21 protein-coding genes and 4 pseudogenes are annotated in these 26,100 nt (G+C 41.7%); 19 read left to right on the plus strand and 6 right to left on the minus strand.

Going from position 1 to position 26,100, the window contains the following annotated elements:
• Window positions 1-76: 76 nt before the first annotated feature.
• The 14 genes and pseudogenes from R7127_RS24635 to R7127_RS24700 all read left to right on the plus strand — a co-directional run.
• Window positions 77-259, plus strand: a pseudogene (locus tag R7127_RS24635) (pyridoxamine 5'-phosphate oxidase family protein); the annotation flags it as partial.
• A gap of 141 nt (window positions 260-400) precedes the next feature.
• Window positions 401-814: an RDD family protein gene (locus R7127_RS24640; RefSeq protein ID WP_033907478.1), complete on the plus strand. Its 414-nt coding sequence runs from the start codon at window positions 401-403 to the stop codon at window positions 812-814.
• A 131-nt stretch (window positions 815-945) separates the two neighbouring features.
• On the plus strand, window positions 946-1,506 hold the full coding sequence (locus R7127_RS24645; protein WP_005377080.1) for a sugar O-acetyltransferase: 561 nt from the start codon (window positions 946-948) through the stop codon (window positions 1,504-1,506).
• 256 nt (window positions 1,507-1,762) lie between these two features.
• Window positions 1,763-2,308 (plus strand): GNAT family N-acetyltransferase, encoded by a 546-nt coding sequence (locus R7127_RS24650; protein WP_025768089.1) that lies wholly within the window; start codon window positions 1,763-1,765, stop codon window positions 2,306-2,308.
• Window positions 2,309-2,450: 142 nt separating this feature from the next.
• Window positions 2,451-3,082 (plus strand): annotated as a pseudogene (locus R7127_RS24655) (alanine--tRNA ligase-related protein).
• A gap of 138 nt (window positions 3,083-3,220) precedes the next feature.
• On the plus strand, window positions 3,221-3,508 hold the full coding sequence (locus R7127_RS24660; RefSeq protein ID WP_005377083.1) for a putative quinol monooxygenase: 288 nt from the start codon (window positions 3,221-3,223) through the stop codon (window positions 3,506-3,508).
• Window positions 3,509-3,651: 143 nt separating this feature from the next.
• Complete coding sequence (locus R7127_RS24665; protein ID WP_033907479.1) at window positions 3,652-3,948, plus strand: antibiotic biosynthesis monooxygenase family protein; 297 nt, start codon at window positions 3,652-3,654, stop codon at window positions 3,946-3,948.
• Window positions 3,949-4,029: 81 nt separating this feature from the next.
• On the plus strand, window positions 4,030-4,635 hold the full coding sequence (locus tag R7127_RS24670) for a hypothetical protein (RefSeq protein WP_017821464.1): 606 nt from the start codon (window positions 4,030-4,032) through the stop codon (window positions 4,633-4,635).
• 97 nt (window positions 4,636-4,732) lie between these two features.
• Window positions 4,733-5,081: pseudogene (locus R7127_RS24675) on the plus strand (DUF1428 domain-containing protein).
• 129 nt (window positions 5,082-5,210) lie between these two features.
• Window positions 5,211-5,837 carry a LysE family translocator gene (locus tag R7127_RS24680; RefSeq protein ID WP_017821466.1) on the plus strand — a complete coding sequence of 209 codons (627 nt, stop codon included), beginning with the start codon at window positions 5,211-5,213 and terminating at the stop codon, window positions 5,835-5,837.
• 203 nt (window positions 5,838-6,040) lie between these two features.
• Complete coding sequence (locus R7127_RS24685) at window positions 6,041-7,171, plus strand: ISAs1 family transposase (protein ID WP_318142140.1); 1,131 nt, start codon at window positions 6,041-6,043, stop codon at window positions 7,169-7,171.
• Window positions 7,172-7,492: 321 nt separating this feature from the next.
• A complete protein-coding gene (locus tag R7127_RS24690; protein WP_033907480.1) occupies window positions 7,493-8,119 on the plus strand; it encodes a LysE family translocator in 627 nt (208 codons plus the stop codon).
• Window positions 8,120-8,288: 169 nt separating this feature from the next.
• Window positions 8,289-8,753 (plus strand): DUF2846 domain-containing protein, encoded by a 465-nt coding sequence (locus tag R7127_RS24695; protein WP_005377099.1) that lies wholly within the window; start codon window positions 8,289-8,291, stop codon window positions 8,751-8,753.
• 335 nt (window positions 8,754-9,088) lie between these two features.
• Complete coding sequence (locus R7127_RS24700) at window positions 9,089-10,747, plus strand: autotransporter assembly complex protein TamA (protein ID WP_230856645.1); 1,659 nt, start codon at window positions 9,089-9,091, stop codon at window positions 10,745-10,747.
• Between the two features lie 57 nt (window positions 10,748-10,804).
• On the opposite strand, the gene R7127_RS24705 is transcribed toward R7127_RS24700, so the two are convergent.
• The 6 genes from R7127_RS24705 to R7127_RS24730 all read right to left on the minus strand — a co-directional run bounded on the left by R7127_RS24705 (window position 10,805) and on the right by R7127_RS24730 (window position 19,021).
• Window positions 10,805-12,256 carry a phospholipase D family protein gene (locus R7127_RS24705; protein ID WP_005377101.1) on the minus strand — a complete coding sequence of 484 codons (1,452 nt, stop codon included), beginning with the start codon at window positions 12,254-12,256 and terminating at the stop codon, window positions 10,805-10,807.
• 101 nt (window positions 12,257-12,357) lie between these two features.
• Window positions 12,358-14,397 (minus strand): carboxylesterase family protein, encoded by a 2,040-nt coding sequence (locus tag R7127_RS24710; RefSeq protein WP_171344949.1) that lies wholly within the window; start codon window positions 14,395-14,397, stop codon window positions 12,358-12,360.
• A 210-nt stretch (window positions 14,398-14,607) separates the two neighbouring features.
• Window positions 14,608-16,263, minus strand: a complete 1,656-nt coding sequence (locus R7127_RS24715) for a hypothetical protein (protein ID WP_017821369.1) — start codon at window positions 16,261-16,263, stop codon at window positions 14,608-14,610.
• A gap of 302 nt (window positions 16,264-16,565) precedes the next feature.
• Entirely contained in the window at window positions 16,566-17,921 is a 1,356-nt protein-coding gene (locus R7127_RS24720) for an FUSC family protein (protein ID WP_053306988.1), read from the minus strand.
• A 13-nt stretch (window positions 17,922-17,934) separates the two neighbouring features.
• A complete protein-coding gene (locus R7127_RS24725) occupies window positions 17,935-18,798 on the minus strand; it encodes an HlyD family secretion protein (RefSeq protein ID WP_053306989.1) in 864 nt (287 codons plus the stop codon).
• Window positions 18,799-18,808: 10 nt separating this feature from the next.
• On the minus strand, window positions 18,809-19,021 hold the full coding sequence (locus tag R7127_RS24730; protein ID WP_005377106.1) for a DUF1656 domain-containing protein: 213 nt from the start codon (window positions 19,019-19,021) through the stop codon (window positions 18,809-18,811).
• Between the two features lie 426 nt (window positions 19,022-19,447).
• On the opposite strand from R7127_RS24730, the gene aspT reads away from it, so the two are divergent.
• The 5 genes and pseudogenes from aspT to R7127_RS24755 all read left to right on the plus strand — a co-directional run bounded on the left by aspT (window position 19,448) and on the right by R7127_RS24755 (window position 26,041).
• Window positions 19,448-21,163 (plus strand): aspartate-alanine antiporter, encoded by a 1,716-nt coding sequence (gene aspT, locus R7127_RS24735; RefSeq protein WP_172563214.1) that lies wholly within the window; start codon window positions 19,448-19,450, stop codon window positions 21,161-21,163.
• Window positions 21,164-21,258: 95 nt separating this feature from the next.
• Window positions 21,259-21,813 (plus strand): annotated as a pseudogene (locus tag R7127_RS24740) (bifunctional aspartate transaminase/aspartate 4-decarboxylase); the annotation flags it as partial.
• Window positions 21,814-22,362: 549 nt separating this feature from the next.
• Window positions 22,363-23,481, plus strand: a complete 1,119-nt coding sequence (locus R7127_RS24745; RefSeq protein ID WP_161781350.1) for a tyrosine-type recombinase/integrase — start codon at window positions 22,363-22,365, stop codon at window positions 23,479-23,481.
• A gap of 4 nt (window positions 23,482-23,485) precedes the next feature.
• On the plus strand, window positions 23,486-25,816 hold the full coding sequence (locus R7127_RS24750; RefSeq protein ID WP_050550128.1) for a site-specific integrase: 2,331 nt from the start codon (window positions 23,486-23,488) through the stop codon (window positions 25,814-25,816).
• Window positions 25,817-26,041 carry a hypothetical protein gene (locus R7127_RS24755; protein ID WP_318142160.1) on the plus strand — a complete coding sequence of 75 codons (225 nt, stop codon included), beginning with the start codon at window positions 25,817-25,819 and terminating at the stop codon, window positions 26,039-26,041.
• The last annotated feature ends 59 nt before the right edge of the window (window positions 26,042-26,100 follow it).

The raw sequence follows: 26,100 nt of genomic DNA on the forward strand, positions 1-26,100 counted from the left end.
TGAAACTCAGTATATTGTATAAAAGTCGCTCAACTTTAGGAGGTTTGGTTTCTCGTCTGAATTACGCAACAAAGCCATAGAGAGTATGTACTTTCATTGTGCGAAAGCGGTGATGAGAGGGAAACTTTGGTCTGATGACTATAAAGTAAATCGCTCAATTCTCCCTTCATTAGCTCAAATCTTTAAAGATCAACAAAAGTTAGAAAGTAAAGCGCTTAATCAAGAAGAGATGTTGAAATATTACCAATCTAGCCTTTAGAACGAGCGTGGTAATATATTGAAAAGATAGAAAAATCAGGTTCGACCGTACTATGAGGAAGTATGGATTAGGTTTAGTGGGGATGTTACTGTCTCAATAGCGTTAGTTCACAAATAAACAATTGTTAGTCCAAATTTTAAAATGAAAAATGCAGGAAAATTTACTCTAGAAAATTACGTTTTGGCTAGTCCGGGAGTTAGGTGTGTTGGACAAATGATTGATCTTTTTGTCAGTTTTAGCATTTTTACTCTCGTTTTATGGGTCGGCTTAGAAATCGGTATTGAAAAAGAGCTTGTGCGCGCTATAGCAGTAACTGCGACTGTATCGTATTACCTTTTTTCTGATTGTTTACCAAATGGTCAAAGTGTGGGTAAAAAACTTTTGGGCATTGCAGTTATAAGTGCAAGAACGGGTAAAAAGTGCAATATTTTTCAGTCGCTCTTTCGAAATGTTATTACTCCATTCTTCGGTTTTATTGACTCAATTTTCATTCTTGGTAAAAAGAGGCAACGTCTCGGTGATAAGTTAGTGAGAACGGTGGTGGTAGTGCACTAAATTGATAGCGCTGAGGACTAGGGTTCAAGTCGGGCTTTGTTTTCGTGGTGGAACAGCCTCGCTTAGGAGGTAGCGTTACTCACATACTTAATGTAGCGTTGTAAGAAAATTGGTATTGGAGTCCAAGTTTTATGTCAGAAAAAGAGAAAATGTTAGCAGGTGAGCTTTATGACCCAAGTGATGAAGAGTTATTAAAGTTAAGGTTGAGCGCTAGGTTACTAACTGAAAAATTGAATGCCACGTCTGTTGAGCATAAACAAAAGCGAGTTCAAATAACTAAGCGCTTGTTCGGCACAACAGGGGACGATATTCATGTTGAATCTTCTTTCAATTGCGACTACGGATCCAACATTCACGTTGGAGATAATTTTTACGCTAATTTTGGTTGTGTGATTTTGGATGTTGCGGAAGTTAAGTTTGGTGATAACTGTTTACTTGGGCCTCAAGTTGGCATTTATACTGCGACTCATCCCTTAGATCCTATCGAGAGGAACAGTGGTTTAGAGCTAGCAAAGCCCATAAACATTGGTGACAATTGTTGGATAGGTGGCCATGCCGTAATCAACCCTGGCGTAACACTTGGGAACAACGTGGTGGTAGCCTCTGGCGCAGTCGTTACAAAGAGTTTTAGAGACAATGTCGTTGTTGGTGGCAACCCAGCCAGAGTACTGAAGGAAATCGTCACTAAGTGATAATAAAGTATATGGACTATTTTGAGCCTGAGTTTAGGACTTGTGATCAACTCACCCCAAGCTTTGATGCGTTCAACGGTTACTTGTTGACGCACTTGAATGTCTAAAATTTGCTTCAATATAGAGTCGTTACACGTGGCGCTTTTGTCGTGCGTTGAGCTTGTTTAAAAGTCTCATACGAAATCATTTGTATTACGTGTCTCATACTTTTATTGGATTTTCGTCACCAATAACAAACCAAAAGGCTGACCCCAAAATGTTAGTAACAAAGATTGAAACGGAACGATTAATTCTAAGAGAGCTAGTTGAAGATGATGCAAGCGAATTGTTTGACATCTTCTCAGACCATGAGGTCATGAAATATTGGAACTCTGGCCCTTGGGTTTCAATTGAAGAAGCGCGGACATTTATAGCCAAGAGTACACAGGCCATGAATAGCAATACAGAAGTGACACTAGGCATCTTCCTAAAGAGCAATGGCCAACTTCTGGGTAAGATAATGCTGTTTAATCACGTGAAAGAGTCTAGGCGCGCAGAAATTGGCTTTGGCGTTAGTCGTCATTTCTGGGGTAAAGGCATTGTATTAGAGGCGGGAACTGCATTAATCGAACACGCATTCAAAACACTGAATCTACGTCGAATCGAGGCTGAGATAGATCCAGACAATGCTTCTTCAGGTAAAGTCTTGGAACGGTTAGGTTTTATAAAGGAAGGTTTCCTAAGGCAGCGTTGGGAAGTGAATGGAGTAGTCTCAGATTCCGCAATTTACGGGTTGTTAGCTAAACCCCTGGACAGCGTTTAGTACCCGGCCTTAAAAGCATCTAATAGATCTAGCCTGCTCGTACTCAATACACAGCCTTACACTTGACGGCGAGGTTTCTTGAATTGACTTGGTGGTCACTGAATGTACTATCAAGGATAGGACTTACTGCAAGGATAGCAGCATGAGCGAGAAATTATTTTGGGTTAATCCCTACCAAACAGAACTTAACTCAAGAGTGACCAATGTAGACGGAAATAAGGTTGAATTGGACCAGACTATCTTCTTTGCAGAGTCTGGAGGCCAAGAGAGTGATAAAGGAACGATTAATGGTATTCCGGTTTTGATTGCTCAAAAGTTAGGTGTTCGACTTATTTACACATTGGAATCCTCTCCAAATTTTACTCTTGGTGACATTGTAACTACGAATATTGATTGGAAGCGTAGATACGCCTTAATGAAGCTACACTTTGCGGCTGAAGTGGTGCTCGAGATGTTTTATCAGCGTCGGGAAGGCATTGTTAAGATAGGCGCGCATATTTCTGAAAATAAGAGTCGCATAGATTTCGAGTGGTCTGAAAGTATTGGCCCGCTATTGAAACTGATGTGCAAGATTTGATTAACTCTGATTCAGTTATTATTAGTGACTTTTCCGATCAAGAGAGCGAAAGAAGGTATTGGAGAGTGGATGGGTTTGCGCAAGTACCTTGCGGTGGCACTCATTTAAAGCGCACATCAGAAGTCGGCCAAATTCAATTAAAACGCAAGAACATCGGTAAAGGCAAAGAAAGGGTAGAGATAACCTTATGCTCGTAAGTCGATAGGGCATTAGAAATAGATTCCTAACACGTGGCATTTTAATTCATGGTGAGATTCACATTTGCGATATGATGGTTGAGATTGAGGGCGTGTTGGCTACTTCTTAACGAAAGGTTACAGGGGCGAGAGGATGATATGTCGAAAGTAACATTGAAAGGCTTTATTTTAGTTCCGGAAAAGGATTTAGAATTAGTAAAACATGCGTTAATAACTCACAAAAGGCTCACGTTAGAAGAGCCGGGCTGCCTTACTTTTCTTGTGACTCAAAGCTCGACTAATCCTTTTCGTTTTGATGTCTATGAGGAGTTCGTCGACAAAGCCTCTTTTAAGCAACATCAGGAAAGAGTTCAAGCCTCACATTGGGGAAAAGTAACTGCCAATGTTAAACGTCAATACGAAATCTTTGAATGTGTGCATGACTAATCGAATCGGAGTGATTTAGAGCGTTTACACTTTGCTTTTCATGTTGCTCTACGCTCTACTATGTTGCTTTATTCAGCTATTCACCTGGCTTAGTGTTCTTAATACTTTGCCGTATTAAATCTAGAAATTTTAATGGAAGTGTTATGTTTAGAGTTGTGTATGAATGGCGTGTGCCAAGTGAAAAAATGGATGAGTTTCAAAATATATGGCGTTCGACGACAGATTCAATTCATCAGTCAGTAGAAGGGGCGCTTGGTAGTTTTATGCTTCGTTCTTACGATGTACCGGAAAAGGTTTTAACTATTGCCAAGTGGCGAACACGTGAAGACTGGGAGCGGTTTTGGGGAACTAGTAACCCAGAAAAAATGAAGAAGATGAGTGAAATTGCAGAGCGTATTTCAGTTGAACCATTCGATGAAATTGAAGATAGAACTAAGTAGGGCAATAGAAACGTTAAAGTGATGCCTAATGAACAGTTTGGCGGACAATATGAAAGACAACCTTAACCAAGGAATAGGGTTATGCAGATTTTAATCGTTGGAGGTAGTAAGGGTCTAGGAAGGTTCTTGGCTACGAACTTACAGGGTACAGAAATTTATGCGATTTCTAGATCAAAGCTAGTTGAGGAGGGAGTCGCTTCTGCTTGTATTGACGTTGATCCCGGTAAAAAGCCAGATTATACGTGCTTCAAAGGTGTAGAGTTTGACATCATAGTTTATTTGGCGTCCATGTGGGGAGAGTCTTCAGAATTGACAACAAACGAACTGATTGAGTTTATGAATGTTGGCCCGATTGGGTATCTTAATTTAGTCAATGAGCTTAACGCTTTAGGTTCACTTAACGATAAATGCAATATTGTATCTATTGGCTCTACAGCAGAGCTTTCAGAAAGTAGTGAATACCCTGCATTCGCCCTCAGTAAAAGATTACTCAAAGATATTTCTAGCCAGCTGCAAAACGTTTATCGTGATTACCGCTTTACTCACTTTACAATAGGTGGGATCGGGCATGCTGAAGAGGAACGTATTGAGTATTCGAGTGTTTTGGAGATTATAAATATGCTAACCAAGCTTGATCCAAACACATACCTTTCAAATATGCATATAAAGTCCAAGCTAGGAATGTAGCTCTCAAGCTGTATTACGTACCTGCTTCTATGGTTTGGCATCATGTGCATTCTTTTTATTGAGCTATGGTTATAACTCCAATGAAAGGAGTTTACTTATGTCATACATTGATGGGTTTGTCGCTGCAGTGCCGACAGCGAATAAAGAAAAGTATATCGCACACGCAAAAATAGCAGCAGAAATGTTCAGGGAGTTTGGGGCCTTAAAGGTTGTTGAGACGTGGGGGAGTGAAGTACCAGATGGTGAGATCACATCATTTCCCATGGCAGTTAACGCTGAAAGCAACGAAACCGTTGTGTTTTCGTGGGTAGTCTGGCCTTCAAAAGAAGTTCGGGACTCATTCGAGGATCATGGGTGATCCTCGAATGAGTCCAGACAATAACCCAATGCCCTTTGATGGAAAGCGTCTCATTTATGGCGGATTTGATGTTATTTTGGAGCAGTAAAATACCAAAGAATCTCAACTCGATTCGTGACACTTGGTGTTTTAATCAGTATTACGCTTCTGATGTACGTTCAATAGAGTATTCCGCGATAAGTGTTGATAAAACTCCACTTGGAGGCTTAGAGTAAAAATGGAAGAGATAAATTATTCACTGATTGTCGTATCAGCTATCGCTGCCATCGCTAGCCCCGGACCTGCAACTCTTGCGATAGCAGGCACGTCAATGAACCACGGTCGACGCTTTGGAGGGTATTTGGCTGCAGGTGTTTTAACGGGGTCTTTATTTTGGTCAACCTCAGCCGCTTTTGGTCTCGCAACCATACTCTATAGCAATGTTTGGCTTTTTGAAATTCTTAGATATTGTGGGGCATTTTATCTTTTATTTTTGGCTTTAAAGTCCGTACATTCTGCCTGCAACATCGAGCAGCTAAAGTTACCCAAAACATACGTAACGACAGAGAAGGGTAACTACTTAACCGGAGTGTTAATTCACTTAACTAACCCAAAAGCTATTCTGTTTTTTGGTGCGCTTTATTCGATAGGGGTTCCTCCTACGGCCAGTCCGTTGGAATTGTTGTCGGTCATTTTTGTTGTAGGGCTGGTTAGTGCTTTGGTTTTCTTTGGCTATGCTTTTCTTTTCGCGTATAAAAAGGTCAGGCAAACCTATCTCAGATCCAAAGCAGTTTTTGAAGGCGTGTTCGCGTTATTTTTTGGTGTGGCAAGTATTAAGTTGCTGCTTAGTGAGGCAGGAAAATGAAGCAAAAAAGGCTTGAAGAAATAAGAATAGATAATCTATCTCAGGGCAATCGCATGAAAGTTCCCATTTTTAAAGGGCTCTCGTCAAATTAGTATCTTCTAATTTACAAGGCGTTTCTTCTACATTCATCACAACATTGGAAACTCATTAAGGATCATTTTGAGTGATTTTGAATGGTTCTGTAACTTAAACGGAGCCAGATTATGACGACAATAACGAACCCATTTATGCATTTCGAAGTGATAAAAGATTACCGTCAAGCCGCTAAGGTAGAGCACAAATTGTCAGACATTATTTTGTTGACGATCTGTGGTGTGCTATCCGGTTTTGATACCTGGGAAGGTATCTGTGATTTTGGTGAAAGCCGAACCGATTTTCTTAAGTCATTGGGTGATTTTGACAATGGCATTCCGTCGTCAGATACCATCGCTCGCGTCATGGGCATGGTGAGCCCGTCAGCGATGCAAAAGGCATTCATCAGTTGGATGAAAGATTGTCATCAAATCACAGATGGCGAAGTGGTAGCAATCGATGGAAAAACCGTTCGCGGTTCTTACAATAAATCTGAAGAGCGCTCAGCAATTCATATGGTGAACGCCTTTGCCACGGCGCAAGGTCTTTGTCTTGGGCAATCTAAAGTTGATTGCAAAACCAATGAAATTACAGAGATCCCCAAGTTGTTGGAATTGCTAAATATATCTGGTTGCTTAGTGACGATTGATGCAATGGGTTGTCAGAGAAAAATCGCCCAAAAGATAGTCGATAAAAATGCTGATTACTTACTTGCAGTGAAAGGAAATCAAGGTTCACTGGAGAAAGCGATAGGTGAGTTTTATCGCCCCTCAATGCTGCAGGGATTTTCAGAGGGAGACAGCTATGCGAGCCAGGGAAAAGGGCATGGGCGTGAGGAAACACGCTGTGCATTAGTGACGAATGAGCTGTCATTTTTAGGTGATTTAGAGCATGAATGGCCGGCGCTAAAAAGCGTGGGTATCATGGTTAATATGCGTAAAACAGAAGGGTCCGCGACAGAGGAAGATATGTCGGTTCGCTTTTACATCAGTTCAAAGAAACTTAGTGCGAAAGAACTGCATGATGCAACGCGTTCTCACTGGGGAATCGAGTCGATGCACTGGCAGTTGGATGTTAGTTTCAGAGAAGATGCATGTCGCATTCGAGTCGATGATCGCGCAGAGGCTTTTTCAAGGATCAGACAGGCGTGTTTGAACCTTTTAAAGCAAGAAACGAGCTTTAAGGGAGGCCTTCAACGTAAACGAATGAAGTGTGCGATGGATGTAAACTACTTAAGCAAGGTTCTCAGAGCCCTTGAATAACGGGGATGTTCATGCGATTTCCGTGTAATCTATCTGATTTGACGGTCTATTAAGTATACTAAGTGGCCGATTTGTTAACTTCCATAAGAGCTGCTGGCTAGAAAAAGCTTACAACCAAACGATGCTAAATATTATCATTCAAAGGGCTAACAAAGGCCCATAATTTAATTCGTATCACTGTTCATGATTGTGCTCTTCGCGCAGTGCTGTAGTATTAGTAACGTGTTGTTAATACTAAATATAACCAATTGAAACCTGGACGTTGCATTACTTGTAGTTCGATGAAATGTTATCCCGCAAGACGTTAATTTGGAGAAAAGAATGGATTCAAACTCACTATTATTATTTGTTGTCGCTTGTCTCGCTATCAACATGATTCCTGGACCTGATGTAATTTATATTGTTTCCAATACAATGAAAGGTAAATTATCTGCTGGGTTGAAAGCGGCTCTGGGGCTTGGTATTGGTTACTTTTTTCATACACTAGCGGCATGTTTAGGTTTGTCAGCAATAATTCTGAGTTCATCTTTGGCTTTTAGCGTTGTTAAATGGTTAGGGGCCGCTTACCTAGTTTATTTAGGTGTTCAGTCATTACTGTCTATGTGGCGTGGAGAAAGTAAAATCGTTGAAAACAAAAATGTTGATAATAATAAAAATGTGTTTGTTCAGGGGGTTATCGTCAGCGTCTTGAATCCAAAAGTAGCGCTATTCTTTCTCTCGTTTCTGCCTCAATTTATTGATACGTCTGCAAGCTCAACATCAATGCAATTATTAGTACTTGGCTTGCTGTTCAGCGTACTTGCGACGACATGTAACGTTTTGTACGCCTCTGTGGGTAATTGGGTATTTAGTCGTCCACACTCTCAGCGTTATTCAAGAACTCTTGAAGGTGTTTCAGGTATTCTACTTATCAGTCTAGCGAGTAAAGTGGCATTTAGTGATCGTTAGATACAGGGCATTTTATTCTCGTGATTATTATATGGCTAATGTTTGCTCAATCTATACGCTAAATGAGTGCTATTGCATAGGTTGAATCACAAATTTCAAAAATACCAATAAGTGAACGTATTTATTTATAGTATGGTTGGCGCGATTTTATCGTAGCTAGGTTAATAACATGAAAAATAAAGTAATTCTGTGTTCCGCATTCCTTTTGGGTTTGTCAGGTTGTGCTTCTGTTCCTACTGTTGATTCGACAGTATCAAATCAAATGAAATCATTTGAAGCACCTCAAAAGGGGAACGCAGGGATTTACATTTATCGAGAAGACGCTTTTGTCGGAGCAGCGCTTAAAAAGTATGTTTACGTCGATGGGGAATGTATTGGTGAAACCGCTCCTGGTGTATTCTTCTACCATGAGGTCGAAGGCAATAAAGAACATCAAGTAAGTACAGAGTCTGAGTTTTCTGAAAATCACTTAACTATCTTAACGGAAGAGGGCCGTAATTATTTCGTTAATCAATACATTAAAATGGGTGTATTTGTTGGTGGTGCGGGCGTAGAACTCGTAGACGAAAGCAAAGGTAAAGCAGAAGTACTAAAAGTCGACATGGCAGAAAAAGGAAACTGTTCTTCGATCTAGTTTTACTAACAGACGCTTTTTAGATTAAAAAACACATTATCAATGTAACCCAACGCTTGATGAGATCCATTCAGCGTTGGGTTTTGTATTTTTGGCAAACAGTATACCTATTTCAGACCGCATGATTTGCCACCTCCTAGCTTGAGCCAATTTATCGTTCAAAGTATCTACTTGTGAAACGTGAATTTTCGAGAGGATTTCGTAGGGAGCAATCCTACAAACGCGATTAACTGATATATCATTCCATCATTAATCTTGTCGAGTGTATTGCTAAACTAGGTAGCGGTGTGTCTCCTCTCATTAAACAAATAATAGGTATATCAGTTTTAGCTTCTATGCCTTTACATCATGCACTCGGAGCGCAATTTAAAATCAAAGGGCTAACACCAATATTAGAGAAAAATCTTGAAAGTCACCTTACACCACTAACGAAACTCTCTGTTTCAAACATTACCTCAAATCGACTAACGCAGATGGTTAATAATACGTTAAACCCTTATGGCTACTATCATTCCGAGCTCAGAGTTCAGAGATCCGAGAATGATCTCATCACGCTTGAGGTCGACGCTGGGGAGGTGATGTTGGTGGCAAAATCTAACCTTGCCGTGTCGGGGGAGGCCTGTAACGATCAGGATTTCATCGAACTAATCAATCAAGCTCAACTTAAACAAGGGCAGCCGTTGCTTCATTCTGAGTACGACACACTAAAACGAAACTTGATTTCATTGGCTCAGCAAAAAGGTTACTTAGATGGGCGTTTTATCGAATCGTCTTTGGAAGTCATTCCAAGCTTGAATCAAGCCCATGTGAATCTGCATTTCTCTAGTGGTTCTCGTTACCAATTTGGAGAGCTCTCTGTCCTTACGTCGGGTATCGAAACGGCACGAATAGAAGCGATGAGAACGTTTGAGGGGGGCGACGATTTTGATACTTTGAAATTGAGTCAATATCAGGCCGATCTCTCCAGTACTGATTGGTTTCGCAGTGTGATTGTGAAAGCGGATTTCGAGGCGATATCCGATGGTCATAAGGTGCCGATAGAAGTGCTCGCAGAGCCGAGTTCACGCAATATTGTGCAAGTCGGTGGTGGGTATTCGACAGACTTGGGATTACGCGCTTCGCTAAACTGGACCAAGCCTTGGTATAACGCACGTGGACACAGTTTTGAGGCACAAGCGTACGCTTCCAAACCGGAACAATCGCTATTACTTGGCTACAAAATTCCCACCCAAAATGTCCTGACGGATTACTACGGGATTCAGTTTGAATCTAAGCATGTCGACTATCGAGACACATCGAGTTTTTCCAATGGTTTATCGTTTGAAAAACACTGGCAGTTAGACAGTGATTGGCAAAGCACCATGCACGTTCGTTATTTGCAAGAAAGTTATCGACAAGCGTCGGAGAATAACGAATCACAGTTGTTATTTCCGGGGGTGACATTTTCACTACTTGATCGCAAGAACGATCAATTAGAAGTAAAGCACCGTCACGTTTACTCATTGGAATACTCAGACCCTAATTTTTTCTCCGATTCTCGTTTGCTGCGTATTGAAGGCAACAGTGTGCTGTCTTGGGATATTAGTGAAAAACACAAGTTTCACTTTCGTTCCAATGTCGGTATTAATGTCGCTGACACTTTGAGCGATATTCCATCATCATTACGTTTCTTTGCGGGAGGTGATGGCAATCTTCGTGGTTATGGTTATGAATCCATCTCTCCGAGAGACGAAAATGGCGATTTAACGGGTGCTCGTTACATGTTTACTGCTGGGTTGGAATATCAATATCAGGTCTACAGCCAACTGTGGCTTGGGGCATTCTATGATGTTGGTGATGCCTTCAACGATAGGGTGGATTGGAAAAGCGGTACAGGGCTGAGTTTGATATGGAATTCAAAATACGTGCCCGTCAAAGTGGATTTTGCTTACGGTTTAGATGCTCCGCAAGGAGACCAATTCCGTGTTCACTTTTCGCTAGGCACGCAGTTTTAGCGGACATTAAAAAGGCTCTCATCCTTGCAGATAGAGAGCCTTTTAAGTCTTGATTGTTTAGAGTTCGAACTCACCATTCAGTTTCTTGAATATCCAGTTAGGCGCCTTATGCCATACACCATAGTTTGGATTCTTAGTATGGGTTTCATTCATTGATTGCCACTGAGTTTGGCCTTGTCCATCTCGAGATACTCGCCAAAACAGTTCATCTTTTTGTCGGGTTAAGTAGTGCATGACATGTTCTGCAAAGGCTTCGCTTTGGACCAACACACCAAATTCCACATTGAGGAAATCCGATCTTGGGTCGAAGTTTGATGAGCCGATATAAGTTAGCCGATCATCGAGTATCACCGTCTTGTTGTGATAATAAGTATCCGCATGGAAGTAATGGTCATCATTTTTCGCTTGGTTTTTGTACTCAAGTATATGAACGCCCTTATCCAACAGGGTTTGGCGATGTTTCTCGTAATAAGCCGGAATAAAGCCAGAATCATTAGAAGCAGACGAGTTCGTCATTAACGTGATGTCCGCTTTTTGCTCCACCAAGGTATCAATAAAGGCAAATTCACCATCACTCGGTACCACGTAAGGCGTTGATATCACTGCTTTGGATGCAGTGGTTGTTTGTTGCCAAACTTGGTGTTCTGCCCGTTTTCTAAAGTAGGGTTTGTTGTTTTCTAACTTGTCTAATGAGTCGAAAACGGGGGTGACTTGCGCAGCAATGAAGTCGGGACTGGTCAGTTTTTTAACCTGTTTTTCAACTTCAGCCAGAATGATGCTTTTGTCTTTCTCACCTTTATTAAGCGCTTTAGTAAACGCGGAATAGTTTGGGGTAACGTTAACGATGTTTTCTATTGGCGTGACATGCTCGCTGTCCCAAAGTTGTTGGTAGTTCTGGGCGAACGCTCGAATAATGCTGCCTTTGAACAAGACATCCATATCAAAGAAGTTGGCTTTGCGGCTGTAACCAAAATAGTCGTCGCCAATGTTACGTCCACCTAGAATCATCCATTGATGGTCGACGTTGAAGTACTTCTCGTGCAGACGATTGTCCAAACGTTGTTGGTGAGTAGAGAAGTTGACGACGCGACCAATCCAACCTGACTTACGTGAATCAAACGGATTGAATAAACGAATTTGAATGTTGTCGTGAGCGCTGAGATCAGCAAGCCATTTCTCGTTAAAAATCAATAAATCATCGAGAGTGAGTCGAACTTGCACGCCTCGATCTGCTGCTTGTTTGAGTTCATTGAGTAGCATCAAACCAAGCGTGTCACTCTCCCAAGAAAAGTAAGTCATATCGATGCTTTGCTGAGCGTTTCTTACCAGTTCAACACGACGAGCAAAGGCTTCTGGAGCGGTAGGAATTAAGTAAACTTCGGCTTGATGCTGAGTAGTTTGCCAATTGGCTTCAAAATCCGGTTCAACTTGAGGGTAGGGCTGGGCACAGCCAACCAACAGCGCGCCGAAGATAAAGAGTAGCAGAGCACGAATGGCGTTAGGAAACATGAGTAAACCTTCCTAATTATGTTCAAGGAATAAGGATGAAAAAAGCCAGCGAACTGGCTTTTAGGTATTCGGTAACGAGTTTTTAGTGACTGAAGATAACGTTACATGTGACTCAGAATCAGCCCAAGTTCCTCGAGACCGTTGAGGCGACCTTGGCGCAGTTTTGGATCGATGCCTGAGTGATGAGCATTGTCCCAGTCTTGTGTGGATTGAATACCGCCATCGTTATCGATCAGCAATACTCGGTCAGTCGCGCTGTTGTATTGGAAGTCCTCAAATAAACGTTCGCTAAACCACATACGAGAGAGCTCGTTCATCATTGCTTTGTCTTTGCTACCTGGACGAACACTTGAACCATCAAGCTTTAATGCTTTATTAAACACAAATGGTAATTCCGATGCATTGCAAGCGCCGACAATACAACTGATGCTTTTGAGTAAATCGCCAACGTCGAGATCGCCATTTTCACCTTTGGTATTGTAAGTCCATACGTTGAATCCAGGTTTGTAGTCAAAGTAGTAGAAGCTTGGCGTTGCCCCTGTTGCTTCTTCAGTTGAAACTTTATGACGGTTTGGACCCGTGAAGAGCAAATCATGCAACGTGGTTTTGAATTGCTGCATGTTTTTGGTCGCACCATTTAGTTCGCTTTCATCGTTGGGGAAGAAGTCAGCCAGAGCAAGTAACTCCGTTGTTGAATCGGAGTTCCCCAAACCGAAGAACAACTTAGTCATCGCCTCATAAGCGGTGCTAGGCAGCAGTTCCAATAAGTCAGAAAGATCGAGTTCAATCGAAGCTGAATCGTTGAGTAATGAACGATATTCGGTGCGTAAACGGTTTAAGTTCGTTTCCGATTCTAGCCACTCCACCATGTATTCGACGATTAAGTTTTCGTCACCACTTTCAATGATTTCTGGCGCTTCTTGGCTCAAGATTTCAATAATAGTTGGGATCAAAAATGTCAGGCTCGGCAGCATGCCTAGAGTATTGCTTTCTGCACTGTTTGAGCCAATTACCGTCGGTACGATCCATTCACTCTCAATCGCTTGTTCAGTAAAGTGATAGCCTGGAACTTCTTTCACTAGAAACGCTGGTGGGCGATGCTCGATGTAAGGCGCAAATGGCATCAACGTAGCTAATGGGCTGTTGTCGCGTGTTGGACTGATAACCGGAATATTCGCAGCGGTCAGTACCCAGTTTTTGAGACGCTGAATAGGATCAAGCATCTCGCTCTGTACCTTCATAACCTCTTCAAGTGGTAGTAACGTCAGATCTTCAACGCTTTGCTCTGGTCTTTGGCTCTTGGCAACATCGTAACTTTTATATTCAAAGCCGTAAGCGTTGCTTTGCATGATGGCACGTTGAAAGTGCTCACCTGCGATTGCAGCATCGCCTTTTGATTGCTGTAAAATTCCTACCGACATGGCACCCGCACCTTGACCCATGAGTGTCACATTCTGCGGATTGCCGCCGAATGCCTCTATGTTTTGTTGAACCCATTCAAGCGCGTGTTTTTGATCACCTAGGCCAAAGTTACCGCCCTCAGGGTTGTCCAAACCATCGACCCAAACACTGCCCAGCAAGCCCAAACGATAGTTAAAAGTAACAGCAATAAACGGGTTACCATCGTCAGCACCTTGTGCAACCACCATATCACCATGAATCAGCGGTTCTGAGCCCGCGCCGTATTCAAAGTCTCCACCGTGAATAAAGACATAAACTGGCAAATCTGCGTACGCTTCTGTCCCGGCTGGTCGCCAAATGTTTAGATTCAAACAATCTTCTGACTGCGTTTGTGTGGTGGTTTTTAACTGCGGACACGCATCACCGAACTGAGTCGCATCAATATCGCCTTCAAGTGGGGCCACAATGCTGTGTTGAAAGCGGTCTGCTTGCGCAAATTGGATACCTTTGAACGCCTCTACCGCTGCCAGTTTTTCATCCGCATCAAGGGGTGTGATGACAAGGGACTCTTTAGTGGCTTGAATGGTCGCATCACCAATTTCCAAAGAGATTTGCTCTGGCGGTAACGGTTGTAATGGCTCCGGATCGTAAGGAACGCTAGGTTTACTTGAATCATCACCACAAGCCGCTAAGGCAAGAGTGATGGTAATGGCTAAAGTTGAGCGATTGAGTAAAGTCATTGTTATGTCCAAAAAGTCATTTGGTGCGTACACCGAAAATGTTAAACGGCATCTAACAAGCGACGTCCTGACGCTTTGGCATTAATCCGTGAATGGTTGGATGGCTTGTTGAATTGATGGCTCAAATGGTAGGACATCGGCGACAGTTTCAGTAATCGCCTTTGTAGGATGCAGTCCTACCATCGTATAGGGGCGGGCTCTTCCTGAGAGCTAGAAACGGTAACCAAGATTTAAGGTCACTGACTCTCGAGTTTCCCCTTTGTTATAGAGAAAGGTCAGGTTGTAGTTTTTGCCGATTTGCTTATTGAAACCAGTCAAAAACGCCCATTGATTAAGATCTACACCAATGTCGTAATCGAATTCGATATCACCGCTTTTTACATGCCCGTCCATTCGAGCGTCCAGTCCTTGATATTCTGCTCCGACAAAGAACTGCGTGCGATAATCGACAAGTTGATAACCCAACATCGGCTGTACAGTAACAATACCATCGCCCCAATCATCTAAGCCCTTTAAGCGAGTTTGCGAATAGGTACCAGTGACAGAAGCAAAGAATTCTTTATAGCCAACCGAAAGGGTTGTACCTATACCACGAAGGTCATATTCCAAATGCAGCGGCACGTCTAGGCGTCCGCGACTACAAAGTGCAGATAAACCATCGCAAAACTTATCACCTAATCCTGGCAGTTTATCGTTCAGCTTATCTTTTATGTACTGGCCACCTTCACCCGTGTAGGCGGCATCAACATTGGCATCGACATTAACTTTTCCGATGTAACCAAATACATTCCAAAATGGCAGGATGTTTACATCGCCACGAAGCGTCATGCTCTCAGCACTCACGATGCCGACACTGTCTTCTGGATCAAACAATTCATTAAGGCCGATGCCTTCAATCGTGAAATCATTAAATGGAATATTCATATCTTGATTTCGATACGCTAGCGATACACCAAACGGCAGAGGCAAATCGATACCTTGACGACGAACCATATCACCCATTAAAGGAAAAACGCGGTCTAGCTTAACACTGGCTTCTTGCATGCGTGGATCAGAGACCTCATTCAAGCGTTTTTCGTCTAGTACTTGCACGCCAAGCTTATCTTCATAAATCGCTACCGGTTTTACGCTGCTCATCATTTCGAGGGGTTTATTTTTCTTTGAACCAACTATCTTGGTGTTTTTACTGGCAATCGCAATTTTGCCTGATGTTAACTTCTGGAAGAGGATCTCTTGATCGTAAGAATCCACTTGGTAGTTGTGATGTGTGAACGGTTTATCGTTGGTAATGACCATACGTTTCGGTTCACCATTAACCAACTCAATATCAACGCTTAAAAAGCGAAAGTAGGCGATATCTTGAGGAAGACCGTATTTTGAGTAATTAAAACTGATGATCACATTACCATTCTGATCCTCTTTGGCTCTTACTGATGACGGATCAAAACTCTCTGCGTAGTTTCGAAGGCGGTATTCTGTTCGTGTGAAAGCTTCGATCTCATCAAGTACTTTTTCATTTTCATCGAGTTGTTCAGGGTTGTACTTGATACGCAGATCAATGTTGCCTTTGTTATCGGTGTTCTTGACCAAGTAGACGGACGAATCGCGAACGCTATCACCGATTTTAACACTTCGGTGGGCATGCTCGACCAAATGCTCGCCTTGAACTAGAGAGCTGATGGCCAGTTTTGGTAAATCATGACTGATACCATATTTGTCGAACAGTGCTCGGCCTTGCTCGATTACTTCGTTGTAGGTCGTCGTCTCTTCAGCGGCGAAGCCAAAAGTGGGGGTAGTAAGCATTAGTGCGCTCGCGAGCACAGTAAGAGAAGACGTCTTGCCGGCGCGTAATTCAAAAAAACTCATGACAGTTTCCACTCTGAATAGTCTCAAACCTTCGAGACTCAGACAGTTAATGTGTCACTGAACTTCTTGTTCAGTTAGATAGATATGTTTGCTGTGATTGACGTTGTGAATGCATGGTTTTCGATTGCATTTCGTGAATCAATGAGAGGATTTTATGAGGTGAAGAGAAATACCGTTAATCGCTTTTGATGGATACTATCCTCGCTTTATGGGTTACGAAAGAATAATGGCTAGCTCACAAACAAACAGCCCCGCATAGCAGAAGCAATGCAGGGCTTTAGTTTCAAGTACGGAGCTGACGCTTAGACCGTAACGCGAACACGAAACAGATCAGTAAACAACTTGGCAATCATCAAAATGATCATAATGTTTACCAGCATCAGCAAGGGCGTTTCAATTCGATACGCTGGGGTTAAATTGAGCGCTCCTGATGTCAAGACAACCAATAAGTTAATACCTAGAATTCTGTGTACCATCAGTTTTGGTGTGGAAAAGACTTTCCAAATTACGATGATGTTGATGAAGTAGAATAGCCCAAGCTGCCAAAGCTCGGTCATCATTGGCATTAGGAAAATGTATTGCAATAGAATCACCGTGCCAGTGCCTATCACACCAAAAAATGCATCTTTAATAATGCTTGGTGGCATAGTAGGAACGATTGAAGAGAACACGCCTGCTAGCATCGGAAAAATGAAACCTCCGGGTACGGGCAGATAAATCCAGATCAACAAAGAAGTGACGAACATGGATACACCTTGCAATACCTTTCTGCCGTCTTCATTCAAATGCTGGATAAACGTTCGATGCTCGTGATGCCAAACCGTGTTTTTCTCTCTTTGCATGACATAAGCAACGTGACCAATGAGCGACGTACTTGGATTTTTAATATCAAAGCTTTGCAGTTGCTGCGTTAGTGTTGGCCAATCGATCTCACGACTTTGCGATTTATCTGCTTGTTCTAGCAATCGGTCTTGGATTTGTGCCATCTCATTTAAACGCGCACGCCATAGCTGACGATGTTCTTTCAAGTGGTAGCTGCCAGTAAGTGGTAAGCCGACCAGTTGGAATAACTTTTCTATGTTGGCGGTGTTGGTCTCAAGAGCTTCAGTATCTATATCATTGGGCGATTTCATAGCGTTAAGCATCGCCTCTCTGCTGGCCTCAAAACGTTGAATGAAGTTTTGTTCTGTACTGACTGGCCAAACTAATCGGTACACAACAGAAAACGTGATCACACCAAGAATCGTCTCTTGCATGCGAAGAACAGCGAAGTGGAACGTTGCTTGACTATCAAATCCTCCCATACATGCGATGATGGAGCACACAGCAAAACCGATAGAGAACACATAACCATACTTTTCGTCGCTCGACATAAAAATGCACGCACCTAAAAACAAGGTGAAGAAGGTGAGAAACAAAAAGCGATCTTGAGAAAACGTCGTGATGAGGAAAAAGGCATAACCGATGCCAAGGAGGGTTCCTAATAAGCGATTATGACCTTTGTTTATTGAGTGAGCGAAGCTTTCATTTAATGCCATTACCGCGACTGCGATCGCTGCCCAATACGGTTTCTCCCATTGAAACCATAAGGCAAGGCAGATCGCGATAACGATAGACAGCGCAGCTTTGATTGCTTCTTTGGTTGAGGCATTAAACATACATTCCACCGCATTATTGTTTGATGATTTTGATAGAGGCCGTCATACCAACACGTAGTTGAAAATCTTTCGGTAAGTGATCTAATTTAACTTTAATTGGAATGCGTTGAGCTAAGCGTATCCACTGAAAGTTAGGGTTCACATTGGGCAAAAGATCGTTACCAGTACTACCATCTTGCTTCGCAATGCCGTAGCCAATGCTTTTGATTTTTCCTTCCAGCACAGCTTCATTGTGCATCATTAAGGTCACGTAGGCTTTATCTTGTGGATCAACGCCAACTAAATCCGTTTCTTTGAAATATCCTTCGATCCAAAAGCTGTCTTCATCAATCAAAGCCACGACTGGGGAGTTAGCGACGACTTGAGAGCCGACGCGTAAGTTCAAATTAGTTATATAACCATTCGTTGGCGCATAAACTTTTGTGTAATCAAGGTTTAGCTTGGCTTCTTCAACATTGGCTTTCGCGAGTTCTACGTTGGCAACGGCTGTCTCCACTGCATTGTCTAGGTTATTCAATGTCAGTACAGGTACGGCGCCAGGTGTGCGCTTTTCTAACTTAAGTGCTCGCTGCTCTTCATTTTTGGCCTTTGCTAGTAATGCAATGGCTTGCTTTTGAGCTGCTAGCGCTTTGTGGTACGCCGCTTTATAGATGCTTGGGTCAATCTCAAACAGCAAATCGCCTTGTTTCACTTGCGAATCGTCTTCAACGTAGACTTGGATGATTTGTCCTGTTACGCGGGGGGTTATAGAAACGATGTGCGCGCTAACTTGGCCATCTCTAGTCCAAGGGTTGTCAGAGTATGATTGGTAGTAGCTGAAAATCACGGTGCCAGCGGAACACAGTAGTAGCAGTGTGATGAGATAACGTTTTATCACGGAATTTGCCTCAAAATATCGTAATGAATCGACCAATAACGCCAGTAAAAATCACAATTAGGCTTAGCTCTGCGAGTGCAGGAAATGCAACGTATTTGTGGAGTCCCAGTTTTGTAGCAACGGTTCCGACCAAAATGGTGAGCATGTAAGCCAATGCAATAACCAGCAACAAGGGTGGGAAGTAAACTTCGCCCCACACAAGTTCATGTGGCATTGAGTTCATGGTGTTTTTCTCTATTAACTTGATGAATGGAAAGATAAGGCAAATGATGGCATCCGTGATAATCGCTTTTGGAGGATCTAATCCATCAAACGAAAGGTGTTATGCGCTATATAGAGGGAATGATGCAACCAAACCGCTTTTTGAAGCGCGAAAACAAAAATAAAATTATTTTGCGATTTATCTGGTGTTCATTGCAGAACGCTAAGTTATTAAATTTTCGACAATTATTGATCGATTTTTGCTTTTGAATATGCGAAGTGATGGTTTCATCCTTCAAATGGGATTACGAGTTGTGAGTTTTTGTTCCTAATATTCGCTTCGAAGCAAACGAGATGCTTTTTAAATTAAATAATCCAACAAATATGAGTGAAAGATTATTAGTTAGATTATTTGAGTTTTATATTTATTAGTAAGAGTAAAATTGTCATGGAAATTATTTCTAACCTTTTTGACATGGCACCATTTGTTGCTCTCTTTATTACGCTCTCTCTCGGTTATATGGTTGGTAAAATTACCATTGGTCGATTTGTTCTTGGCGGTGTTGCCGGAACATTATTAATGGGTGTAATTATTGGGCAATTTGGTGTTCATATTGATCCCGGCGTAAAAAGCATTTTCTTTGCGCTCTTTATTTACGCAGTAGGGTATCAAGGTGGTGCGCAGTTCTTCAAAGCATTGAACTTTAGAACCATCAACATTCTACTTTCTGCCGTGGTTATGACGGTTTCAGGTCTGCTTTGTGTGTTAGCGGCAGCTTGGATGTTTGATCTAGACAGAGGTACGGCAGCTGGTCTTGCAGCTGGTGGTTTGACTCAATCGGCAATCATCGGTACAGCGGGTGATGCGATCGCACGTCTTGGTGGTGTGACAGAAGAAGCGAAACACCTAATGCAGACCAACGTCGCAGTCGGCTATGCAGTTACGTACATCTTTGGTTCGCTTGGTCCAATTCTTATGGTGACATGGGTATTCCCAACACTGATGAAGTGGGATATCCGAGCAGAAGCGATTGCGCTAGAAGAGAAAAACTCAAATGGTAAGCGCGATCTTGCGCCGGGTGAATTCAACGCAGTAACCGCGCTGGTTACACGAGCATTTAAAGTGAGCAAAGATGGCGGGCTAGCAGGCAAAACCCTAGCTCAGTTAAACCAACACGCTCTAGCTGCTTGTATTGAATTGATTCAACGTGATGGCAAAGTGCTAGAAGTGGACAAATTCACAGCACTGAAAGAAGGGGATGTCATTGTTGTAACAGGTCGCCGTAATGCAGTACATCAGCTGCAAGATGGTTTGGCTGACAACGAGATTGCACTTCCAGAAGGCTATGAAGTTATTGAAGAAAACCGTCAACTGATCGCAGACAACCGCAAACTGATTGGTAAGTCGCTGCAAGAGATTAAAGAGGCTTCGAACCAAGGCTCTATGCGCGGCATTTATGTGACAGACTATATTCGTGAAGGCAACTCAATTGAAATGACGCCGGATCTTGTGGTGAAGAAAAACGACGTCATCCAGCTTACAGGTACCGCAAAAGATATCAATCGCGTTGAGAAAAACATTGGTCAGCGAATGGGCTCAGCAAACGTGACTGACTTAATCGTGCTTGGTATGGGCATGGTGGTGGGCCTATTAATTGGTCTAATCAGTTTTAAGATTGCTGGTATTCCCGTCACTATCGGTTCTGGTGCAGGTTGTTTGATCTCAGGTTTGATCGTCGGTTGGTTGCGTAGCCGCAATCCGCATGTTGCTCAGTTTCCTGTGGGTGCCGCGAACTTTATTCGAGATTTCGGTTTGGCAGCATTTGTAGGCATTGTTGGCCTTGAGGCTGGGCCTCAAGCGGTCGACACCATCAAAGAACACGGTATGTCTCTGTTGTTCCTTGGCATGGGTGTAACGATTATCCCTCAGATTATTTCGTTCTTCTTCTCATATTTTGTATTGAAGATTAAGAACCCGGTTGAAGCACTTGGCTGTGTGACAGGTGGACGAAGTGCGAACCCAGCATTCGCGGCTTTAATGGAAAAAACAGGTAACGCAACGCCAGTATTCTCATTCACTGTGACTTATGCAGTCGCCAATGTACTGCTTACCCTATGGGGTCCAATTATTGTCGGCATTATTACTTTAAACGCAGGCATGTAATTTAAATAAATTCGAACACGCTTATCGCCTAATTAAATAGGCGGTAGGGGAAGTATTATCCAAATTTTACTAAATAATAGATTCAGGTAAATATTATGACTACGCAAAACACAACAATTGATTTTTCAAAATTTGCAGATTTAAGCCCATTTGAATTAAAAGATAAACTAATTGAAGTGGCACAAACTGTTCCTGACCGCGCGTTATTAGATGCAGGTCGTGGTAATCCTAATTTTCTTGCGACACTACCACGTAAAGCGTTCATTCGTTTGGGTGAGTTCGCAATATTGGAAGCCGAGCGCACTTATTCATACCTAGATGGTGGTTTCGGTGGCATTCCAGATGGTGTGGGCATTGTTGAACGCTTCGATACGTTTGCAAGCAAGAATAAACAAGACCAAGGCGTACAGTTCTTGGAAAAGTCGCTGAGCTACGCAAAAGACCGTTTGGGTCTAGAGAAACAAGCATTCTTGAATGAACTGGTTAACGCATACCTTGCATGTAACTACCCAGTGCCCCCACGTATGTTGACGAACATCGAAACCGTTGTGAAGCAATACATTGCAGAAGAGATGTACGGCCCAATGCCAATGACAACAGACTTCGATCTGTTTGCAACGGAAGGCGGTACGGCGTCTATGACGTACACCTTATTATAAGACTATAAATTAATGCACATTAAGGTGATTACTATATCTAAAATGTGTCTTCTGTTGACATGAAAAAAATGCCTATAACGTTATGACTGGTTCAATAAATCTAAACACCTCCTATGTATTTATGACACCATGAACTACAGTTACTGTGTGAATGTATTTTCGCCTCGAGCAGGAACTTTGGCTTAGAACCAGTTGAGTAATCTAATTGAAGATAATGGTATTGCTTATTTTGCTGTCAGAACTGATAAAAACATTTACAGGATTAAAACGGCTATTCCTTGCTTTTCTGGAACTAGCTATCTTGTTAGACCGACACTTCAACACGGATACGACTTATATGGTTTGCAAAATGAAGCATTTGATTCTTTTACCCACTCCGAAGAAATTGTTTCTCTACTGAGTTCCGTTTAGTCCGCTATTCACAAAATCCATTCCCAACAATTGCGAGATAGTTGAGTTATGTTCTTAAAGCAGTGTTTCAAACAATCTGTTCAACTAAATACTTGTGGGAATAGCACTCAATCGAAGGTGTTTACTAATGTGATCGCTCTTGATTCTAACATGAAGGTAATGCCGATACTTACATTGTATCTACGAAAATCTTTAATTAAAGATAAATTGTCTTCGGCTACTGTTTCAAAGCAGTTCGATATTATTAAATTATTTGTAAAGCATCGTGTAGAAGTTGCCGAAGAAGCGATTTTGAATGAGGAACAGATTCTAGTTCTTAGTTCTGAGTTCGAAATTAGAAAATACTTAGATTATAAAACCAATGTCAAAGGTCTTAGCTCCGTAACAGTTTCAAATTATGATGCTCAATTGAGGCGATTTTATGCGTTCTTATATACCAATAATTTTATAATAACCGATCCTTATGTTAATGGTCCCCTTGCTGTAAAGAGAAAGTCGAATATTGTAGATTCCTGTTCATTTGATGAATTGTTCGAGCTGATATCTGCTACTAAAAATGAACGAGAGCGAGCGCTACTTCAATTTATCTACGATTCTGGGTTACGTGTATCAGAAGTGCCAAGAGTAACACTTGAAGATATCCAGCAGTGTACCGAACGCACATACGAAAGCATTAAAAAGTCATCAGACAACTTTGCTGCTAGTGATTATGTTCCTTTGAGTGTTCGTGGCTCTAAGAGTCGTGAACAAGGCGGATGGAAGTACAGGACAACAAGAATAAGTCTTCCTACTTTAAATCGCATAAAAAAGTACCATTCTTCACCTTTGTATAAACGGAATATTCGTTCATTCAAGGGAATAGCCAGTATCCCCGCGTTTCTTGATTCGGAAGGAAGGCCTTTGACTAAAAGCGGCATTTCCAAGTTATTTGAACGACTGTCCAAACGCGCTAGAGCTAAAGGTACACTCAATCGAATGATTACTCCACATAAGCTTAGACATGGCTTTGCTTATGCTGTTTTGCAATCTAACGATGACAACACACAGTACCTCGATCGACTAGTACAAGTTCAACTGATGTTAGGCCATACCTCACTTAAAACCACTCAGGATGCCTATACCAGTATACCTATGGAAATATATCGAGAAATGGTTGACGACAACGGAGAATCGATTACAAGAGCAATGATGATGGAAAGACTTTGCAAGAAGACCCAACTAAAAATCAAAGTGCAGGACAAGAAATAATATTATGGTTCTATTCGTTCGTGATACGATCACTAGGCCCAATACAACCCAAGGGAGCTCTAGCCAGAAAGCTTTGGCAGAGAAATGGGCTGTAGATGTGCTCTCATGGTCGAAGGAGCGCCTTCTTGAAATACCATTAAGTAGGGCAGAAAAAGGTGTACCAGGCATTATCCCATATGCTTCGCATTGTTTGAGGGTATCAGTCGCAAGTTTATCGAGGTGGAAATATTTTTTCAGACCAATACAGCAAAAAATGATTGAAACTGGCTGCTATTTCCCTGAGTTTTCAATTTATGCCAACGAATACAATAGACGGCTAGTACTATTCTTACGGGATTGTGATTCGTCACAGTATCCTCACGAAACACCATTCCAAACAAAGCTGAAAATTAAAGAAGATGCTGGCATACCAAGGTACTTACAAAAAGGGGCAAGAGCCCTTGTCAATAGAACTTTAGATGAATATTTTTCTCAGCTTCAGCAACATGCTGGTGTTGAGGGAAAGGACAATTCGAGTCGACGTGAACAAGCTGAGATTTCAAAGGAAACACGAAAAAAAAATAAGTTACTAAACACACTAAGAGGTATTGCTGTCACACATTCTGATGATTTAGTTACAGCCACGAAAGCCGAGCCTTACTTACCATTCAAACATCTTTTCTATCATGGAACAATTAACACCAGTTATGGTCGAGCTGAGTTCGAAACATATATTGAGCCCTACTTAGGCTATATCGGAATAAATAGCAGTTCTTCGCTCCATGATGTTTTCCACACATACTCATTAACAAGATTTAAGAAGTTTCAGGAAGAGAATGTTATTTCCAAGAAATTCTCAACCAGAGCTGCGAACGCTGCAATATCAGCATTTCGTTTATTTTTAAATAGGTTTTCCGTTCTTCAAGATCAGCGAGAGTTTAAGTTCATAGATGTTATCGGCTTTAAAAATGTCAGAGCCACAGAGCAAAGAACTCCGTTTAGCATCAATTCTAGGTATGACTTGATTGAATGCATAGACTCAACATTGAATGACATTGATTCAAAGACATTAGTAGTGTCAGAAGATAAATATAAAGAGGTTGACCCTTTTTATCACCCGTTACTTAACTGCATCATTGAACACATGGGAGGTTGTTATGCTTTGAGGGATAAAGATTCAAGTGATAAATTTTCAATTGAGTGTGCCAAACTTGCTCGGGCTAGAGCCAAAGATGAAAATTGGTACGGCAATAGCCTAAGACAGGATGCATTACATTCAATTGGCATTATTCCGGAAATTGATAGTTATTTGATGTATGTGTTTATGATGAAACTGGCTGCAGTGACCGGAATGAATAGAGAGGCAATCGTTGATCTCGAGATAGATGACTTTGTATGGAATCACCCAGCAACCGGAAAGCCCTGTATTCGCTATTGGAAAGTCAGATCATTAGGTCAAAAAAGGCTTCACTTAGACCTGATTGATGCGGAAATACAGTGGATGACAATTAAACAGGGTCAAGAAGTCCGATGGATCTTTGATAAAGTTACGAAACTCACAGAACCTTTTCGAAAATATGCATCAGAATCTAATATCAACAGATTATTCATATTTAGGCACAAGAGTCGAGAAATAATCTCAATCCGTAGCTTTCGTGATGAGCGTAGTTTTGACAATGCGTCAGCTGTTCGGTTTGTGAAAAATCACAACCTTAGAGATGACAACGGCGATTTTCTGGAAGTTAATATATCAAAATTTAGAGCTACATTTGTTTCCGAACACATAGAGGCCGGTGTATCAATTCGAGAGATGCAGCTGTTATTAGGTCACCGTTCAATTACAACCACAATTGATTATCTTGATCGAATGGACTTTGATCGCTTTGCTAGAAAAAAGGTCAATGAAGCCCTAAAGAAAATTCATTCAAAATGTATAACGTCCCCAAAAAAGGCCAATAAACATACTGATAAAAACAAGCCGGAAGAGATACCTATTACCACAGTAAGTACGGGATTAGTTGCCTGTGTCAACGTAATGGACCCACCAGAGTTTATTCGTAACTTACCAAACTATGTGGAAGGGCAACCATGCTCGCTATTCAATAAATGTCTTGTTTGTGATAACTGCTTAATTACGAGGGATCACCTTCCTATGCTGTTTGCACAACAACGAGAATTTTTGAACTTATTGAACAATTCAAAAATTCTAAATACTCCGTACCATAGTGTCATTAAACAGAACACTGCTTTGTTAAATGAAGTATTGGGAGAGAATTCAGATTTTGATATTGATATCCGAAAAGAAGCAGAACTACTGTCACTCCATATAGAGCTTTCAAATGGAGCACTAATGTAAATGAATGAATTAAATGTTGAATTACTCATCAACGCGAAGCTATTCAAATACCCGATAGTTAAGATAATCCAACAACACAGTATCAATGAATTAACCGATGTAGAGGATAGCCTAGTTGACTCTCTCCGAGTTTACATTGCTTTACTTGAAACTAAAGTGTCTAAAATATCTGTGTTTGGATCCAATGAATGGGACTTTTGTCACGAGAACGGCTTTGTTGCGTAATTCAGACGAGAAACCAAACCTCCTAAAGTTGAGCGACTTTTATACAATATACTGAGTTT

The sequence above is a fragment of the Vibrio sp. 1159 genome, assembly GCF_033340395.1.
Lineage (GTDB): Bacteria > Pseudomonadota > Gammaproteobacteria > Enterobacterales > Vibrionaceae > Vibrio > Vibrio alginolyticus.

Coding starts and splice junctions, on each gene's coding strand:
- R7127_RS24640 (WP_033907478.1), top strand. CDS start 401: ATGAAAAATGCAGGAAAATTTACTCTAGAAAATTACGTTTTGGCTAGT.
- R7127_RS24755 (WP_318142160.1), top strand. CDS start 25,817: ATGAATGAATTAAATGTTGAATTACTCATCAACGCGAAGCTATTCAAA.
- R7127_RS24660 (WP_005377083.1), top strand. CDS start 3,221: ATGTCGAAAGTAACATTGAAAGGCTTTATTTTAGTTCCGGAAAAGGAT.
- R7127_RS24690 (WP_033907480.1), top strand. CDS start 7,493: ATGGATTCAAACTCACTATTATTATTTGTTGTCGCTTGTCTCGCTATC.
- aspT (WP_172563214.1), top strand. CDS start 19,448: ATGGAAATTATTTCTAACCTTTTTGACATGGCACCATTTGTTGCTCTC.
- R7127_RS24705 (WP_005377101.1), bottom strand. CDS start 12,256: ATGTTTCCTAACGCCATTCGTGCTCTGCTACTCTTTATCTTCGGCGCG.
- R7127_RS24645 (WP_005377080.1), top strand. CDS start 946: ATGTCAGAAAAAGAGAAAATGTTAGCAGGTGAGCTTTATGACCCAAGT.
- R7127_RS24680 (WP_017821466.1), top strand. CDS start 5,211: ATGGAAGAGATAAATTATTCACTGATTGTCGTATCAGCTATCGCTGCC.
- R7127_RS24670 (WP_017821464.1), top strand. CDS start 4,030: ATGCAGATTTTAATCGTTGGAGGTAGTAAGGGTCTAGGAAGGTTCTTG.
- R7127_RS24750 (WP_050550128.1), top strand. CDS start 23,486: ATGGTTCTATTCGTTCGTGATACGATCACTAGGCCCAATACAACCCAA.
- R7127_RS24700 (WP_230856645.1), top strand. CDS start 9,089: ATGCCTTTACATCATGCACTCGGAGCGCAATTTAAAATCAAAGGGCTA.
- R7127_RS24730 (WP_005377106.1), bottom strand. CDS start 19,021: ATGAACTCAATGCCACATGAACTTGTGTGGGGCGAAGTTTACTTCCCA.
- R7127_RS24695 (WP_005377099.1), top strand. CDS start 8,289: ATGAAAAATAAAGTAATTCTGTGTTCCGCATTCCTTTTGGGTTTGTCA.
- R7127_RS24650 (WP_025768089.1), top strand. CDS start 1,763: ATGTTAGTAACAAAGATTGAAACGGAACGATTAATTCTAAGAGAGCTA.
- R7127_RS24665 (WP_033907479.1), top strand. CDS start 3,652: ATGTTTAGAGTTGTGTATGAATGGCGTGTGCCAAGTGAAAAAATGGAT.
- R7127_RS24685 (WP_318142140.1), top strand. CDS start 6,041: ATGACGACAATAACGAACCCATTTATGCATTTCGAAGTGATAAAAGAT.
- R7127_RS24720 (WP_053306988.1), bottom strand. CDS start 17,921: ATGTTTAATGCCTCAACCAAAGAAGCAATCAAAGCTGCGCTGTCTATC.
- R7127_RS24710 (WP_171344949.1), bottom strand. CDS start 14,397: ATGACTTTACTCAATCGCTCAACTTTAGCCATTACCATCACTCTTGCC.
- R7127_RS24715 (WP_017821369.1), bottom strand. CDS start 16,263: ATGAGTTTTTTTGAATTACGCGCCGGCAAGACGTCTTCTCTTACTGTG.